15 protein-coding genes are annotated in these 18,209 nt (G+C 55.9%); 10 read left to right on the forward strand and 5 right to left on the reverse strand.

The genetic code is table 11. The features are described 5' to 3' along the window. Positions 1 to 540 precede the first annotated feature (540 nt). The gene (locus F8C90_RS05705) at positions 541 to 1,578 is read left to right on the forward strand and encodes a ParA family protein (protein ID WP_170264566.1); all 1,038 of its coding nucleotides are present in this window, start codon (positions 541 to 543) and stop codon (positions 1,576 to 1,578) included. Further along, complete coding sequence (locus F8C90_RS05710) at positions 1,571 to 2,653, forward strand: ParB/RepB/Spo0J family partition protein (protein WP_158049495.1); 1,083 nt, start codon at positions 1,571 to 1,573, stop codon at positions 2,651 to 2,653. Before F8C90_RS05705 ends, F8C90_RS05710 begins: the two co-directional genes overlap by 8 nt. Here the strand turns inward: F8C90_RS05710 and F8C90_RS05715 are convergent, their stop codons facing one another. Continuing rightward, positions 2,654 to 4,231 carry a hypothetical protein gene (locus tag F8C90_RS05715; protein ID WP_158049496.1) on the reverse strand — a complete coding sequence of 526 codons (1,578 nt, stop codon included), beginning with the start codon at positions 4,229 to 4,231 and terminating at the stop codon, positions 2,654 to 2,656. It abuts the gene before it with no gap. A gap of 689 nt (positions 4,232 to 4,920) precedes the next feature. Between F8C90_RS05715 and F8C90_RS05720 the strand changes: the two genes are divergently transcribed. Continuing rightward, a complete protein-coding gene (locus F8C90_RS05720; RefSeq protein ID WP_158049497.1) occupies positions 4,921 to 5,454 on the forward strand; it encodes an adenine phosphoribosyltransferase in 534 nt (177 codons plus the stop codon). Between the two features lie 125 nt (positions 5,455 to 5,579). Here the strand turns inward: F8C90_RS05720 and proC are convergent, their stop codons facing one another. Next, complete coding sequence (proC, locus tag F8C90_RS05725) at positions 5,580 to 6,371, reverse strand: pyrroline-5-carboxylate reductase (RefSeq protein ID WP_211361035.1); 792 nt, start codon at positions 6,369 to 6,371, stop codon at positions 5,580 to 5,582. A gap of 828 nt (positions 6,372 to 7,199) precedes the next feature. After that, positions 7,200 to 8,267 carry a hypothetical protein gene (locus F8C90_RS11125; RefSeq protein ID WP_211361036.1) on the reverse strand — a complete coding sequence of 356 codons (1,068 nt, stop codon included), beginning with the start codon at positions 8,265 to 8,267 and terminating at the stop codon, positions 7,200 to 7,202. Between the two features lie 783 nt (positions 8,268 to 9,050). On the opposite strand from F8C90_RS11125, the gene F8C90_RS05735 reads away from it, so the two are divergent. The 6 genes from F8C90_RS05735 (at position 9,051) to F8C90_RS05760 (ending at position 15,821) form a co-directional block, all read left to right on the forward strand. Next, positions 9,051 to 9,260 (forward strand): hypothetical protein, encoded by a 210-nt coding sequence (locus F8C90_RS05735; protein ID WP_158049500.1) that lies wholly within the window; start codon positions 9,051 to 9,053, stop codon positions 9,258 to 9,260. Positions 9,261 to 9,474: 214 nt separating this feature from the next. Continuing rightward, the gene (locus F8C90_RS05740) at positions 9,475 to 10,638 is read left to right on the forward strand and encodes an inorganic phosphate transporter (RefSeq protein WP_158049501.1); all 1,164 of its coding nucleotides are present in this window, start codon (positions 9,475 to 9,477) and stop codon (positions 10,636 to 10,638) included. Positions 10,639 to 10,667: 29 nt separating this feature from the next. Continuing rightward, on the forward strand, positions 10,668 to 10,898 hold the full coding sequence (locus tag F8C90_RS05745) for a hypothetical protein (RefSeq protein WP_158049502.1): 231 nt from the start codon (positions 10,668 to 10,670) through the stop codon (positions 10,896 to 10,898). A gap of 24 nt (positions 10,899 to 10,922) precedes the next feature. Beyond that, positions 10,923 to 11,780, forward strand: coding sequence for a universal stress protein (locus F8C90_RS05750; protein ID WP_158049503.1), 858 nt, complete (start codon positions 10,923 to 10,925; stop codon positions 11,778 to 11,780). A gap of 216 nt (positions 11,781 to 11,996) precedes the next feature. Next, positions 11,997 to 14,285: a hydratase gene (locus tag F8C90_RS05755; protein WP_158049504.1), complete on the forward strand. Its 2,289-nt coding sequence runs from the start codon at positions 11,997 to 11,999 to the stop codon at positions 14,283 to 14,285. Positions 14,286 to 14,414: 129 nt separating this feature from the next. Beyond that, positions 14,415 to 15,821, forward strand: a complete 1,407-nt coding sequence (locus tag F8C90_RS05760) for a sodium-dependent transporter (protein ID WP_158049505.1) — start codon at positions 14,415 to 14,417, stop codon at positions 15,819 to 15,821. Between the two features lie 473 nt (positions 15,822 to 16,294). Here F8C90_RS05760 and F8C90_RS05765 read toward each other — a convergent pair whose 3' ends face one another. Both F8C90_RS05765 and F8C90_RS05770 read right to left on the reverse strand, forming a co-directional pair. After that, the gene (locus tag F8C90_RS05765; protein WP_158049506.1) at positions 16,295 to 16,513 is read right to left on the reverse strand and encodes a helix-turn-helix domain-containing protein; all 219 of its coding nucleotides are present in this window, start codon (positions 16,511 to 16,513) and stop codon (positions 16,295 to 16,297) included. Positions 16,514 to 17,278: 765 nt separating this feature from the next. Next, the gene (locus tag F8C90_RS05770; protein WP_158049507.1) at positions 17,279 to 17,950 is read right to left on the reverse strand and encodes a DUF3800 domain-containing protein; all 672 of its coding nucleotides are present in this window, start codon (positions 17,948 to 17,950) and stop codon (positions 17,279 to 17,281) included. Between the two features lie 45 nt (positions 17,951 to 17,995). Between F8C90_RS05770 and F8C90_RS11130 the strand changes: the two genes are divergently transcribed. Then, a partial coding sequence (locus F8C90_RS11130; protein WP_211361037.1) for a hypothetical protein occupies positions 17,996 to 18,209 on the forward strand: 214 nt, incomplete at its 3' end.

Raw genomic sequence — 18,209 nt, forward strand, 5'->3', positions numbered from 1 at the left:
TTGAATTATCTCATTGTTTCACTTCCCTGCTTCCACAATTTCTACTTCTCCGTCAACGGGGGGATATCAATGTCATATCCGATGCCATACATTTTCTTCTCTCCTTATGACAGGATTTCATCTTCCATTGACTCCTGTCATCTCGCGTCGATAACCAAATGCATAAACGTTTACTGTGCAGCGACTGCACAGGGCCACGACGAGCAACCTTTATTCTTATTTCAGAAGGCACGCTCCCCTACTGTGCAGCGACTGCACAGTACTATGTTGCCCACTCGTCTTTCAATCTCGTAAAAGGGGATTACTGCAACTGTGCAGTCGCTGCACAGTTGCAGTAAAGCGTAGAATTGCAAAACGCGTAAATCTATAATTAACAATAAGCGAAAGATATGTAATATCTAGCAAGATAAGAAAATAGCGAGTAAATACGCTTGTCGAATAAAAATGATGCGTATAGAATGATGCAAACGACAAAGTGTGCAGCGACTGCACAGGGCCAAAATCAAACGAAACAAAAACACAGCAATGATAGGATACGGCATGTCGAAAAATCAGTCGGAAACGAAAGAGGTCAAAATGGCCACCAAAGGTAAGTCGAAAGGCGGAGAAAAGCAACAGCAATCGCTTTCTCTGGGCAGGGAGACCGTAGAAGAACTTGAAAGGGAAGCTGAACGCCGGGGCCTTAACAAGTCGCAACTTGCCGATTTGCTCCTTAACGGACAGCTTACACAATCCGCGGAGAAACCGACTATTATTTCGATCATGAGCTACAAAGGCGGCGTCGCAAAAACTACAACTTGCACCTGCCTTGCAGTATGCCTATCTGAAATGGGATACAAAGTTCTGGTAATCGATATGGATGGCCAGGGAAACGTAAGCCAGAGTCTCAGAGTATACGACCCGCGCTCCGAAGAAGCATGCATCGCGGACGTTCTCTACCAAACAACACCGAACGGACAGCGGAAAACCCTCCGAGATGTGATGAAACCGACCGATTACAATAACGTATTCTGTGTTCCATCGAATTTCCGATTTGCAGACGCAGATACACGTCTGAAAGCAGAAATCGCAGGAGGCGTCGATACAAGACTATGTTATGCAATCGAGGACCTCGTAGAAGAAATGGCAAAAGAAGGCGATGATCGCTTCGATTACATTATCATCGATTGCGGACCACGCTTGGATATGACAACTACAAACGCAATCGTGGCACTTGAAGCTGGAAACAATGCTTCACACATTATTATCCCGATCAAAGTAGATGGTTTTGCGATTGCGGGGCTATCTCAGACGATAGATACCATTAATCGAACCGCAAAAGAACGCCGCAGACTCCCGCAGCATTGGAAAATTCTGCAAACGATGATTGAACGAAAGACCTCTGCCTACAAAGTCGGATGCGAATTGCTTAAGGAAGCAATTCCGAACGCAGAGTACTTCAATACCAAGATTGAGAAAAGTACAGTGGTCCCAGAGGCAAGCCTTGCAATGGAACCGTTGATTACCTATGCGCCCGACAGCAAACCTGGAATGCAGTATCGTTTGCTCGCTCAAGAAATCGAGGAAATGAATGCCTAAGAAAAAGCTACAAGCCGCCATAGCTCGAAATGGGGGAGCAGTGGCAAACGTTGTCACAAAGCACGAGAAGCTTTCGGAAGAAGAACTACGAGTCGCTGCATTTAATGCACGAGACAACCAGAATGCGTCGATTACTGACAAAATGGCCAACGATAATCGACGCAATACGCTTTTGAGTGAGATGGGATTTGACTGGTTCGACATCGAAGACATCAAGCCAAACCCGAACAACGCGTACAAGATTACCGAAGAAGACGTAAATAACCTCGCCGGTCTCATCTACAACAGTAAAGAAGTAGAGCCACTCATTCTGCGCGAAACTGAAGACGGTGTTCAAATCGTCGACGGAGAAAGACGCTGGCGCGCCTGCAAGCTTCTGGCAGAAAAGTATGGCGATGCATGGCGTATGGTTCCCGGCCGCTGCCATAAACTTGGATCCCTCAGTGATGAACAAGCAGAGTTCATTATGCACTCAAGCAACATGGGGCAAAGGAACATCACGCCATCCGAGAGAGCCCAGGGTTTCAAAGTGCTTGCCGACAAACTCGTCGAGTGGAGAAAGGACGACCCAAGCCTGAAGGGTCGCAATACCAAAACGGTGCTCGCAGAGCATTTTGGAGTGTCGGAAAGAACAGCGCAAGTACTGCTAAACATTGCTCGTAATCTGACAAAAGAGGGCAACGACCTGCTCGATGAGGGGAAGATTACCCAAACTCAGGCTGAAGCAATCTCAAAGCTGCCAGGAGACAAACAGAATTTCATAATCGAGGCAGTTAAATCGAACAGCTACGACAGTGATGAGATAACAGCACTTGTGCAGGAAATCAAAGAAACTGATCTTCCGGTAAACCCAGACAAAAACAACGAAAAAGCATTGAATCAAAGGCAGGAAACTTCCTCAAACCAACATCCAAAAAAGCCGAAGGACATCAACGGATATCTCAAGACAGCTAAAAACGCTCTTCGAAAGGCTGACAAAGTCTCAGGAGAAGCAGACTATAAGCTGATCGGTGAGATTAAGATGCTACTAAGAGAAATAGAACAGCAACAAGAAGCACTTGATAAATCAAGGTAATCATACAACCCAACTTGAATTGAAAGAATAAAGGGGCACAAGACGAACTACGGATAAACACGTATGACAAAAAATTGCATAGTTGCCGAGAATCTTGTTAGACTTGATTTCATGTTGTTTGTTAAAAGAGCCTTCTTTCTTTCGGTTGTGGGTGTTCTGTAAGTCATGATTAGGCCAGGTAGCGATGCTGCTCGGCCTACTGAATGTGAATGTGCGGTTGGTTGTCAATCGCATCTGCAACAGCTTTTCATTTTGTAGATGCGATTGACTGATGCTGCATAAAATAATCCCTTTACGTTGTTGCATAACAAAAGGAACTTCTATTTGCAGCTTCGGAAGTGAACTAAAGTGCTGTCGTCTTGCTCGCGAAAGAACGCTCGCAACAGTTCTTAATGAGCAACCAACCCTTTGCGCGATTTCGTTTTGAGTGAAATCGCCGCTTCGATAAAGATTGGAAATCTTTTTGTCTCTTGAGGCCCGGCGCGACGCAGTGGCCTCCTTCGCCTTCTCCCGAATGATTGAACGAGTTGACGTGTGGAATTGGATTTTTATCTTCTCTTGCTCGGTTAGTGCGAGTATCTCCACTATTCTTTTTGCGCTTAAAACGTAATACCCACGTTGACCCCGTACATTCACAACTCGATCGACCGAGCGAACAACGCTATCGAGCTCAGCTTGCGAAAGAGGCTGCGTGAAACGAGAATTGAATGAGCAAAGCTGGCGAGAAGCATCGTTCGGCCCGACAAGTTGAACGGCAGTGTTGTAGAAAACAAAGCACATGAGCTCACGCGAGCCTTCGCAGTCGAAATTTCGAAGAGCTTGCAGGGAAATCACATTAGCTAAACGAGACCGCAAGAGCGGACTGTCATCACCGCGTTTCTTCGAGACTATTGCGTTTGGCGAATGCCCCACCTCGGGTGAGACGACATGCTTCGCAAATCCACCAAGCCTCACGTTAAGATCGCTCAGATCGTAGTAAGAGCCGCTTGACGACAAAAGGCGAGCATAACGCTGGGCAGCAGGATTGTAACTCCCCGGCACACGCGAGACACGAGTGAAGTCGAACACCTTCTCGTCAACGCCAATGCAATCGATCGGTTCCATGAGGTGGGAGAGGGCTCTTGATAGTTTTTGCTGAACAAGTCGGAATAAACCGAGCGCCTTCTCGTTGACGGGACCGTTAGCAGAGCATCGATAGGGGATGGAGCGGTTCAAGACATAGTAAAGGTGCAGACCGCGACCGGAATCGATGGTGAGCGTTGGGCGAGGAAGCTTCTCAATCCGTACAGCCTCGCTGATGATTTCAAGTGCATTAGAAATCGCGTTGTCGGTTTGCGAGCGAGACGATCCGTGGCAATCAAGATCGAAGAAAAGAGCGTTGATCTGCCTGAGCGAATCGAGGCGACGTCTATCTCCGGAAAAACCGTTCACGGAAACATAGAGCGACCCATTGCTCGGCGCGCCGATGAAAGAAAGGTGCGAGTGCTTGTGCATTGACTCACGCCAAGTGCCGTCAATGCAGGTAGCAAGGGCATAAGAGCTGTTGCGGTCGTCGTGGAAGAGGGTACGGAAAAACATGTCCCTCTCATCGAGATCGCAATGCGAAGAGTCGCTATGTGAAAACCCTATCGACACAATGCACCTAACCAACGGTCGAAGCAATGCCCCAACCGTTAGACGAGCGAACAATTCCTTATGTCGATATGGAAAAGTGACGAAGAACACGCGCGTATTGCACGTATATCGTCTAAGTGATAAAATACTCATTGCGACGTGAGTGATTTCGGTCACTTATCAAATCCCCCTCAGTTGGCGCTGAGGGGGATTTCTTTTTCTTATCGACCGAATGCTTTCGCATCCAACTTACAGCGAGAGATTATAACAAGAAACATAGAAAAGTCCACCGTTATTTGTTAGCGAAGACGGGGAAACGCCTGATGCAGAGTCGCTATCAGTAAACATAACAAGAATTAACGCGTAAAGCAATGAAAAGAAATAATGGGCCTGACTAGCAGGAAACGATAAAAGAAAAAGAATTTGATGAGGGAAAACTGGGTAAAAGAACGCTAAGACGTTGTTACTCAACAAAAATGAGCGGAGATCAGGTTGAGAGAATCGAACTAAGTCTAGAGATTCAGGGTTGTAAGAGACTCTCCACAATTCCTTCACATATCAAATCATGGCAACGGACGGTAAGGTAAAAGACCGCAGGGGGCATTCGAGGTACAATAAATCGAGTTCGAGAAAGCTGCCAGGAAAGGAAACCAATGGCTGCCTACGATTTTGAGGGCCATATAACCGACATCCCCGACTATCCGGAAAAGGGAGTGGTGTTCAAGGACATCACGACGCTGTTGAAAGAGCCCGAAGGGTTTCATGCCGCAATAGATGCGATCGCTGACCATTTCAAGGACGCGGGAGTTACGAAAGTAGTCGGCGCTGAAGCGCGAGGGTTCCTCATCGGGGCGCCGGTCGCATACCGCCTTGGAGCAGGATTCGTGCCTGCGCGCAAGCCGGGCAAGCTGCCTCGTGAGGTGCGAACGGAAAGCTATGAGTTGGAGTACGGTACCGATGAGCTGCAGATACACGTGGATGCCCTCGACGAGGACGACGTGGTGTTGATCATCGACGATTTGGTGGCAACTGGCGGCACGGCGGTCGCGCAAGCGAAGCTTGTTTCGCAATACGGTTGCAAGCTGGCGGGGATGGGCTTTCTTATGGAGTTGGAATTCCTTCACCCGCGCGAGGCTATCGCGAAAGAGACCGATGTGGACGTGTTCGCGCTTGTGCAGGTGAAGTAGGGAAGGGTTTTCCTCACGGTAAGCCGGGTCTTTTTATAAGATTAAGTTCAATAGGGTACAAAAAGATAAGGCCTCGTTGAGAGGCCTTATTCATGGGTTAGAAATGATGAGGATTCTGCTTTCCTTTACGAAAGCGTGGCGTCGACCGCCCTCATGACGGCTCCGCGCATCCCCGCATTTTCGAGCGCAGCGACGCCTTTGATCGTCGTGCCGCCGGGGCTGCAGACAGCGTCCTTCATGGCGCCGGGGTGCGTGCCCGTGGCGAGATGAAGCTCTGCCGTGCCGGCCATCATCTGAGCGGCGAGGCGATAAGCAGTCTGACGTGGGAGCCCGTTCTTCACGCCGCCGTCAGCGAGTGCCTCAAGGAACATGGCAGCGAAAGCAGGGCCGCAGCCGGCAAGCGCGCTCGCGACGGAGAGCAGATGCCCGGGAAGCACCTCGATAAGCGCGATGGGGGAGAAGAGCCCGACGAAGGTTTCCCATTCATCAACGTCGAGCGTATGCCGTTCTTCACAGGAGATGACTCCCTTGCCGATGGCGATCGGTGTGTTGGGAATCGTAGAGAGATGTCGCGACCCCTCGCCGAGCAGGTCCTCGTAGAAGTCGAACAGAAGACCGGCGGCGACGGAGATGACCGCCTTCTCGCGAAGGGCCTCGCGAACAGGGGAGAGGACCTCGCCGACAAGGTAGGGCTTCACCGAAATAACGACAAGGTCGCAGTTTTCGACCACTTCAGCAGGCGATTTGAAAGCGCGAACACCAAGGGGCTTGCAACGTTTCTCGAGCGAATCGAAATGTGCGGCGCATGCGCAGATGCGGGACCCTTCTATCCCAGCGCACTCGATAAGCCCCTTGGCCATGGCGCTTGCCATGTTTCCGAAACCGATGAATCCGATGCGTGCCGATCGAGCGTCCATGATGCCCCTTTCAACGGGAAAGCTGAGTTTTCGCCATTGTAGCGCAGCTTGTTGGATGAGCGATTCGTGCGATATTCGAAGCAGGCGAAAGCCTCAAAATAGTGTGGCATGGCGTGAAGGAGCGCGTCGAATGAGATGATCTTGGCTAAACGGGCGTACTCGGATTCGGAACCGTACGAGCCAGGGCGGATAGGCCACTGTGCGAATCGAGAGCGCTCTCGCGGTGGGAAAAAGAAAGGAGCCTCATGAGAGGCTCCTTCTCGTTTCAATTGCTTTTCCCACGTGCGCTTTTCCTTCGCGCGACAGTACTTCGCATTTCCGTGCGCACCATGACCGCATGCGAATCCGTTGTAGAGCGGCTTCTTCGCGAGTGTTGCTTCGTCAGACGACTGGTGCCAGACAGGCCCTGTCTTCGATGTACGCTTCTTTTTTGACATCCCCTCACCTCCTCCGTAATTTGTGTTTCGGGCGAGCCTCATTATATCGCGTGCAATTGAGCTGAGAGAATGCAATTGCAGGCTTGAGAGGTATGTTGACGCACCAGGGCTCATTTGGAAGATAGTGTGGTATGAAAGTGTGGTGTAGTGGTGACTTTTCGAGGGTTGCGAACGATTGGCGGCGACGTGGCGCTGCAAATAATGAAAGTGCGAGGGTCGTATCCCACCGTATGCCAAGGTCGTTGGTTTCAATTGTTGAGAGCTTTCATCATGCCGAGAAATCGAATCGTTCACAACCCCCGAAAAGTCACCAAAAAAGTCACAAGAACCGCCTCGATCACAGTTTGCGGATAAACACATTGCCTTAATAGGACAATGGAGTCGACAGGGCCTACTCAAGGCGACGAAAATCACTTGGCCTAACGACTTCAGACCAAAGCGCAAATTGCTTATGCCAGATAGCGGTACGTCTCGCCTCGAAATCAGCTTGCGCCTCGCCCGCTTTTCGAGAGGGGTCATCTCGCTTGCCGAGAGCGCGTCGGATACGAATGGCAGTCTGCTGGTACTGATTGAAATCGTGCACTTGCGGTGAAGCAAGGGAGAAGTGAGTGAAGTTCGGAAGCGCGGCAAATTCATTCCTCCGCTCGATGTCGCGTACGATATCGACTTGACCTGCATGGAAGGATGAGCTGTCGTAATCTATGGCGACGCGTCGGACGATGCCGTCGCGCCCTTTTGCCTCGATAAGGATATCGGGCCTGCGCGTAATGAAACGGGAGCCACCTTGCGTGTTCTTGTTGGTGCGAATCTTAATGGTGGGATTCATCGTCACGTTGCCAAGGTTGAACCCTCCATGGCGAAGCGGCATTCCGAGAGAAAGAGCGAGTCCGGACTCCATGGGCGAGAACGAGTTGTCACGCACGTAGGTGAGGGCACGTCGGGCACGGGCACTGCCTCTGACTGGGCCAATCCTGTCGAGGAAAGTTGCGATTTTTCTCGTTGTGGTAGGGGAGGGGTCGTCCTGCGCTCGGAGAGCGATGCCTCCAGGAGTCCATTCGTCGATTCGGTATGAGGAGCAAAGGGCAAACCCGAAATAGGCAGCTTGCTCTAGCGGATAGGTCGCAGCAAGCTGCAAGAACGTGAATTCGGGTGATGAAAGAAAGAGGCGATTGCCTGGCGGGAGGAAATCGAGGGGAACAGCTGTGCCTGGAGGCAGGTTATCTGAGTAAAGATGCGATCTTAAAGCTTCGGAAGATCGACGCCCTGATTCGCAAGAGACGATGACGTTTAGGCATTCATCGGAAAGCGAAAGTGAGAGAAGGGCGTCTCTCGCAGATTCGGCGCTTGGCGCAACTGGCGGCAAGCGCCTCATGCGGCATTGGCGCGATGAACCACGCAATGGGTTAGCGTTGCGAAGATACCAATGAAAGGCGGTTATGTGAGATACGACGATATCCATTTGAGGATTGTATCGCAAAAAGAAAAGGCAACTAAAAGAGAGAGGGGACAAAAGATTGCATTGATCGAGAGTTTGTCCTGTATTTATCGATTTTCTAATCGAAGTCCACTTTTACTTGGATTGAGGTTGACGTGGGCGGTTTAGTTCAAGGAGTCTTTGCCCAAAGGGTGCCTGGAAGATAGCCTTCTAATCTTAGTTGAAAATTCTGAACGCAATGGGGGCAAAAGATAGGAAACGATAAGTAAACGTGAGGCGCTGGAGAGGGGGTCCGTGGCAAAAAATCGTGGGGTAGTGGTGACTTTTCGGTGGTTGTGAACGACTGAAGGGGGGCGTCAAATGCCGAATCAGCATAGCATGAAAGCGAGGTCAGCTATTTTCCCAGGTCGGCATTGTTTGAGGTGAGGGCACGGCAATGCGCTGCGTAATCGAATCGCTCACAACCCCCGAAAAGTCACCAAAAGCGACTCTATAACTGCCACGCTAGGGGTTTTCGCAGTTCCGGTCTTCGCATCAGCCTTGTTGGCAACCTCGAAATGGATGGAATCTCAATTTCGAGGCGTGGCACCGAGAACCCGTATTGGGCTAACTTTCGGGGGTGCGGTGATGATTGCCCACATTGGACCAGCGGCTCGTCTTTATAGAGGATTTTCCTCCCTCGAATTGCGACCTTGTCCTTTGCCCCTCGCTTCGCGGCTGCGGCTTTCTAGCGTTGCGTCATCGACTTCCTCACTTCACGACCAAGGCTCCTCTATAATGGCTACCCAAAAAGAGAAAGGCTCACCTATGAAGTACAAAGTGCGTTTCATCAAGGATTCCGAGCGGTCGGACGTGTCGTTCGTCTTCGAGGAGACCGAGCTCGAGGCCGAAGACGAGGCAGCGGCGCGTGCTGCTTACGAGGCTGCAAAGTCGTCTGCCCCAGAAGGCGCCCTGCGCATCGATTTAGTGTGCGGCGAGGGCTACAACTGGGAAAAAGTGGCAGAAGACACCTTGTAGACAGGGGCGCATTCCGCTCCGGCGCGCGATCGGGGGTGTCGTTGCACGCGCCGCTCACCGACGCGATAAGCGCCCAACCGCGCTTTACACGGACTTTACAATTACAAGATGTTCCCCAGACACGTCCTCCCTATTGTGTTTATCGGTCTCGGAGGGACGGGTTGGGCTTGCGCCCTTCGAGCGGTGAGAAAACTCGAAGGGAGAACGAAGACACATGGATCCGGCAACTCTGGTTGTGGTGGTGCTCGTCATCGTCACGGCTCTCACGTTCGACTTCACGAACGGATTTCACGACACCGCCAATGCCATGGCAACCTCCATCGCCACAGGGGCGCTCAAGCCGAAGACAGCCGTCATCGCAGCGGGAACGCTCAATCTAATCGGTGCATTTCTGTCAACCGAGGTGGCGAAGACCATCTCGGGCGGCATCATCAACGAGCAGCAGGTCACCATCAGCGCGGCCTTCATTTTTGCCGGATTGGTCGGCGCAATCATTTGGAACCTCATTACCTGGCTGGTCGGCCTGCCGTCGAGTTCCTCGCATGCCCTGTTCGGTGGTCTGGTCGGTGCCGTCATCGTGGGTGCAGGCGTTGAAGGCGTGAACTTTGCAGCGGTGCTCACCAAGGTGCTCATCCCCGCGCTCGTAAGCCCGGTGGTGGCGGGGCTTGCGGCGTTCTTTGCGGTGAAGCTCATTTTCTTCGTGGTGCGCAAGATGAGTGAAAGTCAGGTTGAATCGGGCTTCCGTCATGGACAGACGGTGACAGCGTGCCTCGTCGCCCTCTCGCACGGCACCAACGACGCCCAAAAGACGATGGGCATCATTACGCTTACCCTAATTGCCGTGGGCTTCCAGCCGTCGGGCACGGGTCCTGAGCTGTGGGTCGTCGCCATTTGCGGGCTTGCCATCGCGCTCGGCACCTACATGGGCGGCTGGCGCGTCATCCGCACGCTCGGCAAGGGCCTGACCGAGATCTCGACGCCGCAAGGCTTCGCTGCCGAGGCGGCATCGGCGACTACGATTCTCGTCTCCTCGCACATGGGCTTCGCGCTCTCGACCACGCAGGTGTGCTCCGGATCCATCATCGGCACGGGACTCGGCAAAAAGGGCAGCAAGGTGAACTGGGGCGTTGCGAGCAAGATGCTCATCGCATGGATCGTCACCTTCCCGGCCGCCGGCATCGTGGGCGCTCTCGCCTGCGCGCTTGCGAAGACGAGCGTGTGGGGCACCGTTGCGGTCGCGTTCATCGCGTGCGCCGTCGCGTTCATCATCTGGCGCTTGTCCCGTCGCAACCCAATCAATTCCGCAAACGTCAACGAGCGAGCCGATGTGAAGGTCAACGCCAACCCAGGAGCGAAGACCGTCGCCGCAGCTGCTTAGCAAGCGCCTAGCAAGGAGGAACTCGTCACATGCTGACCCAAGAAATCGTTAGTTTTATCACCGTTCTCGTTGTTGCCGTTTGTGTTGCGTGCTCGATTAGCGTACTGTATGCATCGGGGCTGCGCTTGTGGGCGCGCGCCGATGGGGACGTGGGGCGCGAGCTTCGCTTGATGACCCGTCTCGCCTCGGCCGTCTGCTTCGCCGCCTGTGTGGCCATCGTGCTGTTCGCACTGTGGCTTATGATTCCGATGTTCCACTAACTGGAAGAGAAACGGAGGCCTCCTATGGCGAGCATTCTCGTTGGTGTCGATGGGAGCGAGCGCGGTCGTCGCGCACTGGATTGGGCGGTCGCGCGTGCCGAGCGCACGGGTGCAAGCTTGATGCTTCTTGCGGTCGTGAATTCCGCTGAGGCGAAAAAGCTTGGCGCCGAGGCAGAGATGGTGCACACAACCGTCGAGGCGGCGCTTCACGAGAAGAAAGAAGTGCTCGCGGCCGAGCATCCCGACGTTGCCGTGGAGGCCAAGATTGTCGATGGCTCCACCGTTGATTCGATCGTGGAGGAAGCGTCCAACCACGATATGGTGGTCCTGGGGTCGCACCATGGAGCCTCGATCACCGAAACGTTCGGTGGCGCAACAGGCCTTCGCGTCTCTGTGCAGGTGAAGATTCCCACGGTCGTCGTGCCGTGCGACTGGGACGTGACCTGCGCCGGCAAGTCTGGCGTTGTTGTGGGCGTGGGTCCCGACAACGTGTCGGATGCCGCGGTGGCGTTCGGCGTCGGTGAGGCGATTGATTCCGCCCAGCCGCTCGAGTTGGTGAGCGCATGGGGCATCCCCGCCTGGATGTCGCGTCCCGCGGAAGGCATGGGCGGCGGCCTTGAAGAGGTTGGTAAGCAACGTCAGGCGGAAGTCGATGAGTTCGTCGCGCGCATCACGACCGCAAACCCCGCGCTCGAGGTGGCGGGCCGCTCGATCGAGGGGCCTTCTCCCACGCGTGTGCTTTTGGATGCGTCGAAGGATGCGCAGCTGCTCGTCTTAGGCACGCATTCCCGTGCCGCGCTCGGCCGCGCGCTGTTCGGCTCGGTCACGCATAGCATGCTTTTGAACCTGGCCACGCCGACGGTCGTCGTGCCGAAGGCCTAGGGCGGCGCCAGGCGAAAGACCCCTTCGTGCTGCCAAAGCCCGCAATCGCAGCTCATCGCTGTCGGTTGCGGGCCTTTTTACGTGAAAATGAGCACGTGTAGCGTGCCCGTAACACACGCGTATGCGAAGTGTAGGATAATAAGGCACGCAACCATACACCACAAGCTGGAAATCACGAGGCTGGCCGCGAGGCCCGGGTGAGATAGAGGGGTTTCTATGATCAAGCTTTACGATGGCGGAGTGTTCCTGCGCGAAGGAATCGAGATCGTTCCCGAAGCGGAAGCGGCGGCGCGCGATATCTCGAAGACGCCCGACGAGGCGCGGCGGGAGACGATTGCATACTCGATTTTGCAAGCGCACAACACCTCGGGCGATCCGAGTGCGCTGAAGATCCGCTTCGACGCGATGGCCAGCCACGACATCACGTTCGTCGGCATCATCCAAACCGCGCGCGCATCGGGCATGACAGAATTCCCCCTGCCCTACGTGCTCACCAACTGCCACAACTCGCTGTGCGCCGTGGGGGGCACCATCAACGAGGACGACCACGTCTTCGGCCTTTCTGCCGCGAAGAAGTACGGTGGAATCTTCGTTCCCCCGCATATTGCGGTGATCCATTCGTTCATGCGCGAGAACTTCGCCGGCTGCGGGAAGATGATTTTAGGCTCTGACTCGCATACGCGCTACGGCGCCCTCGGCACGATGGCTATCGGCGAAGGCGGCGGCGAGCTGGCGAAACAGTTGTTGAGCGATACCTACGACGTGGCGTACCCCGGCGTTGTGGCAATATATTTGGAAGGTGCCCCGCGCCCTGGCGTCGGCCCGCACGACGTGGCGCTCGCCATCATTCGCGAAGTGTTCGCAAAGGGATATGTGAAGAACAAGGTGATGGAGTTTGTGGGCCCGGGCATCGCGTCCATGACGACCGATTTCCGCAACGGCATCGACGTCATGACGACCGAGACCACGTGCCTGTCCTCTATTTGGGCCACCGACGAGGACACTCACGCGTTCCTTGCAGCTCACGGTCGCGGTGAAGACTACAAGCAGCTCGCCCCGGGAGATGTGGCCTACTACGACGGCTGCGTGCACGTGAACCTCTCCGAGATTCTCCCCATGATCGCGCTGCCGTTCCACCCGTCGAACGGCTACACGATCGCCGAGCTCAACGAGAACCTCGAAGACATCCTGCACGAGGTCGAGGTCGAGGCGGCGCGCATCGGCGGCGATAAGGTCAACTTCAGCCTGCTCGACAAGATCGAGGGCGGGCGCCTGCGCGTGCAGCAGGGCGTCATCGCCGGCTGTTCGGGAGGCAACTACGATTCCGTCGTCCAGGCGGCCCGCGCGCTCAAGGGCGCCAACATCGGCTGCGGCGAGTTCTCGCTGGCGGTCTATCCTACAAGTCAGCCGGTCGCGCTCGAGCTCACGCGCCGCGGCTACATCTACGACCTTATGGAGGCGGGCGCCATCGTGCGCACTGCGTTCTGCGGCCCGTGCTTCGGCGCCGGCGACACGCCCGCCAACAACGGCCTTTCCATTCGCCATACCACGCGCAACTTCCCCAACCGCGAGGGCTCAAAGCCCGGAAACGGCCAGCTCTCGGCGGTTGCGCTCATGGACGCGCGCTCGATCGCGGCGACGGCGGCGGCGGGCGGCATCCTGACCCCTGCGACCGACCTTCCCGATGAGACGTGGGACGAGGCTTGCGAGTACACCTTCGACAGCGCGCCCTACGACAAGCGCGTGTACTGGGGATTCGGCAAGGCCAAGCCCGAAAGCGAACTTGTCGAGGGGCCTAACATCAAGCCGTGGCCCGCTATGGAGCCGCTTGGCGAGAATATCCTTTTGAAGGTGTGCTCGAAGATTATGGACCCGGTGACCACCACCGACGAGCTCATTCCCTCCGGCGAGACGAGCTCGTACCGCTCGAACCCGCTCGGCTTGGCTGAGTTCACGCTCTCGCGTCGCGACCCCGAGTATGTGGGGCGCTCCAAGCGAGTCGACGCGGTGGAAAAGCGCCGCGTGGCGGGGGAGAGCCTTATCGAGGCCGACCCCGAGCTCGCCGTCGTCTTCGCATCGCTTAACGGGGCGGGCGTGGACGCCGATGCTTCGCGCGTGGAGTACGGCAGCATGATCTATGCGAAGAAGCCGGGCGACGGAAGCGCGCGCGAGCAGGCGGCGAGCTGCCAGCGCGTGATCGGCGGGCTTGCGAACATCGTTGAGGAATACGCCACCAAGCGTTACCGCTCGAACGTGATGAATTGGGGCATGGTTCCCTTCCAACTCAAGGGCGTCCCGCCGTTTGAAGTGGGCGACTACGTGTACGTTCCGGGCATTCGCGAGGCAATCGGCGGCGACCTGTCGAGCATTCCGGCGTGGGTCGTGCATGCAGGTGAGGCGCGCGAGATATCGCTTTACGTGGCGGACATGACCGACGAAGAGCGCGCTATCGTGCGTGCGGGCTGCCTTATCAACTATAATCGTACGCGTCGCGAAAAAGAGTAGGGTCTCGCGCGGGCGGTTGCGCTCGCGCGAGGCCATAGTCGCGCGGCGGGAAGTCGCGTGATGGGAAGAGCATCGAACACGGGGCATAGCTGAGAAGCAGCCCCGTGTTTTCGATTGGAAAGGGTTTTCATGGAACGTGAGAGGTTTGGTTCGCGCCTTGGGTTCATCCTAGTGAGCGCGGGCTGCGCCATCGGCTTGGGAAACGTATGGCGATTCCCCTATATCACCGGCGAGTACGGCGGCGCGGCGTTCGTCGTGCTGTACCTGATATTCCTCGTGATATTCGCGCTGCCGGTGCTCGTGATGGAGTTCGCCGCGGGCCGCGCAAGCCAGCGCTCGATCGCGCGCAGCTACGATGAACTCGAGCCCGAGGGTGGGAAGTGGCATCGCTTCAAGTGGGTCGGCCTTGCGGGCAACTACCTGCTCATGATGTTCTACACGGTGGTGGCGGGCTGGATGCTCGCCTTCATGGTGAAAAGCGCGATGGGCGAGTTCAACGGCGCGAGCACCGAGCACGTCGCGAGCGTGTTCGGGCAGCTTCTCGCTGACCCCGTTCAGATGACGATTTACATGCTGATCATCGTGGCGATCGGCGTGATCACGACGCGCGCGGGCCTGAAAAACGGCGTCGAGCGTGTGACGAAGGTGATGATGGTCGCGCTGTTCGTCGTGCTCGTGGCGTTGTGCGTGCGCGCGGTGACGCTGCCGGGCGCTGAGGAGGGCCTCGAGTTCTACCTGATGCCCGACTTCGGGAAGCTCTTCGCGGGCAACACGCCCGCCGAGCAGTGGGCGACGTTCGGCGATGCGGTGTATGCAGCCCTTGGCCAGGCGTTCTTCACCGTGTCGGTGGGAATGGGCTCGATGGCAATCTTCGGCAGCTACATCGGCAAGGACCGCCGCCTCACAGGCGAGGCCGTGCGCGTGGGCGTGCTCGACACGCTGGTTGCGCTCATGGCGGGGCTCGTCATCTTCCCGTCGTGCTTTGCCTTCGGCGTGGAGCCGGCTTCGGGGCCGTCGCTTGTGTTCATCACGCTGCCCATCGTGTTCAACGCGATGCCCCTGGGGCAGCTGTGGGGCACGCTGTTCTTCCTGTTCATGAGCTTTGCTGCGCTGTCGACGGTGATCGCCGTGTTCGAGACGATCATGGCGTTCTCCATGGACCAGTGGGGCGTGCGCCGCGAGAAGGCATGCCTCGTGAACGGCGTGCTCATCGCGCTTTTGAGCATTCCGTGCGTGCTCGGATTCAACGTGCTTTCGGGCGTTGCCATCCCGGGCATCGGCGACATCCAGTCGATCGAGGACTTCCTCGTATCGAACAACATCCTGCCGTTGGGCGGCCTCTTCCTTGTGATGTTCGTCACGAGCAAGCGCGGATGGGGATGGAAGAACTTCCTCGCCGAGGCGGACACGGGCGAGGGCCTGCGTTTTCCCGCCTGGTCGTATCGGTACATGAAGTACGTGCTGCCCGTGGGGATCGTCATCATCTTCGTGCTGGGGTATGCGCCCATCGTGAGCACGTGGTTGGGGGTTTCGTAGCGATATATCTTTCCGCCTCCAGAGTGCTGTGTGCCAGGTTTTGATGAGGACTTGCGATCAGCTCGCAAGCCACCTGCGATGACTCCTCGCGGTCGCAGCTGGTGGTTGCGCGCAAAAGAGGGCGAAACCGGAACGACGGGACGGCAGAGCTGGAGCTATCGAGGAATATAGAAATCTCTAAGTTATGGGGGATATAAATCATCCAATTGATTAAAAATACCCTGATAAACCTATTATTTGATATGCTAGCTCCAAAGGAGATCGGAGTAGCATGCTTTTGTCCCCTAGAGAAAACTATCTGAAGAAGATTCGCGGCTTCTACCATGACGACGGGATGATTAATGTCATCACCGATGTGCGCCGCTGCGGCAAGTCCTGCTAATGCTCTTGGTCATGGTCGTCCTCGAGCTCCTTTCGTCTCGAGGCTCCCTCGCGTGCCCGGCCGCGGGCGGCTCCCGGGGCGGTCGCCGTCGTCATTTCCTGCCGCTCCTCGACTCGATGTAGGCGTCCACGGACGCCCTCGAAACCAGGAGCTTCCTGCCGAGCCTGTACGAGTCGATCTCTCCCGACCAGATGAGGTCGTACGCCTTGCTTCGGCTCGCCCCCATGTACTCCTGCATCTCGATCACCGTCATCCATTCGTCGCGGCCCCGGTTGCCCTCGGGCGCGGCGCATTTCGTAGTGTGCGCCATGGTTCCTCCAATCTTTTCGCGCGATGCGCCTGCGCGGTCCTGTGTGCGTTTTCGTCTGCGCGACGATTGAACCGCCTGATGGCGCTTGGCGCGTCCGACGGGAGCGGAGACGGGTCGAGGTGGGTCGAGCTGGTCGGGCCTCCATGAAACGGCCATAGGCCGTGTGCCTTAGCTCGCAGCTAAGTCCCTGAAAAGTAAAAGGCGCCCATGCGGGCGCCTGCCTAGGAACAGGGTTTGTTCGGTTGTGGTCGGAATGCTCGTCTTCCGCGGTGCTGTCGTCCGGGGTCCGGCATCTGTCGTTCGCCTCTTCTGTCGTGTTTGCTGTTGCGTGTTCTGCGAGCGACCTTGCGCAGGTTTTTCAACCCGTTGCCCCAGGTGCACCCGGATAAATGGTACCCATCCGTTGGGACACGGACATTGCGGGAGGGCTTTCTGGGCAAGCTGGGATGGACGAGCGGCGGGGTTCTAAATGTAATAATTCGAGCTAGAGGGCCTTGTGCTCTATTTTGCAAAACGCGAGGGACGCAATCAACTCGACGATTTCCCCGAACCCTTTCTGAACCAATGGGGAGCAAATGCGGAAGTCATTGAGGCATGCAAGAAATAGAGGAAAAAAATAGGGCAGAATCGCTTTCACGATCCCGCCCCGCAAACCCGAGGGTTTCTAACTGGAACCTATTATGCAGCTAAGTGGCGTCTTATCAACCCCCCCCGCGTAACAGACTCCATTGTCGGTAAACGCTCCGCCAAGGGCTGATCGCCTCTCTAGACGAGCTTCTTGCGCGTCTCCTTCAGTATGCCCTTCTTGAAATCGGACCACTTGCCGAAGAACTTCTCGTCCGTCGCGGTGGCGGTGTGCTCCGCGTATTTGATTGCCGTGAGTTCCATGGTGCAGATATAGTCCGCCGCCTGCGAAAGCCGGTACTCGGAGGGCTGCGCCGATCGGTAGACGACGGCGTCCTTCGACAGCGCGTACTCGATTGCGCGGTGCAGCGACTCGGCGATGGAGCGCTGGCCGTTGTCGTAGTAGACCTTGACCATATCGTAGGATTGCAGCTCCGCGAGGTTGTCGAACAGGAAGTTCACGATATCCCTTCGCATCGCCCCCGCGAGCTTGTCGAGCGAGGCGAACTGCTTGGTCGCGTATGCGAAGGTGTGGTACTTTACGGGCATGTGGCGGAAGAAGACGCGGAACGAGCCGAGCATCATCTTGCGCGTCCTCAGGTCGAGCCCCGAGTACTGGTCCTTGCCGTTCATGAGCGGCGACGCATGGAAGGGTATGTTCGGAAGTCCCTTGGCGCGGAGGGCGTCCTCGTATGCCTTGATCGACTCCGCGATGCTGTCCGATTGGTCGTGCATAACGACGGTGAGCAGGTAGTATCGGTCGGAGAGGCCGTCGCTTCCCGATTCGTCGACGAAGATGCTGAGTTCTCGCATTGCTCTCCTGGATAAGAAAAAAGCCGGGGAAAACGTCCCCGGCACTTGGAGGCCTTCCTTGCGGAAAACCAATTATTTTATATCATGGGCTGCGCGGAAATTCAAGGGAGCTCGAAGCGTTTCCGGACGTCGGCGGAATCTCAAGGCCCGTTCGCCAACTCATGCGCAAGCCACCTGAGACTACTCACTTTGCTCACCGATGGCGAAGAGTCGCGACCTGGGGTTTTGCAAATGGTGCGCAAACCACCCGCGTTGACTC

Origin of the sequence: Ellagibacter isourolithinifaciens (genome assembly GCF_008831035.1) — a bacterium.
Lineage (GTDB): Bacteria > Actinomycetota > Coriobacteriia > Coriobacteriales > Eggerthellaceae > Ellagibacter > Ellagibacter isourolithinifaciens.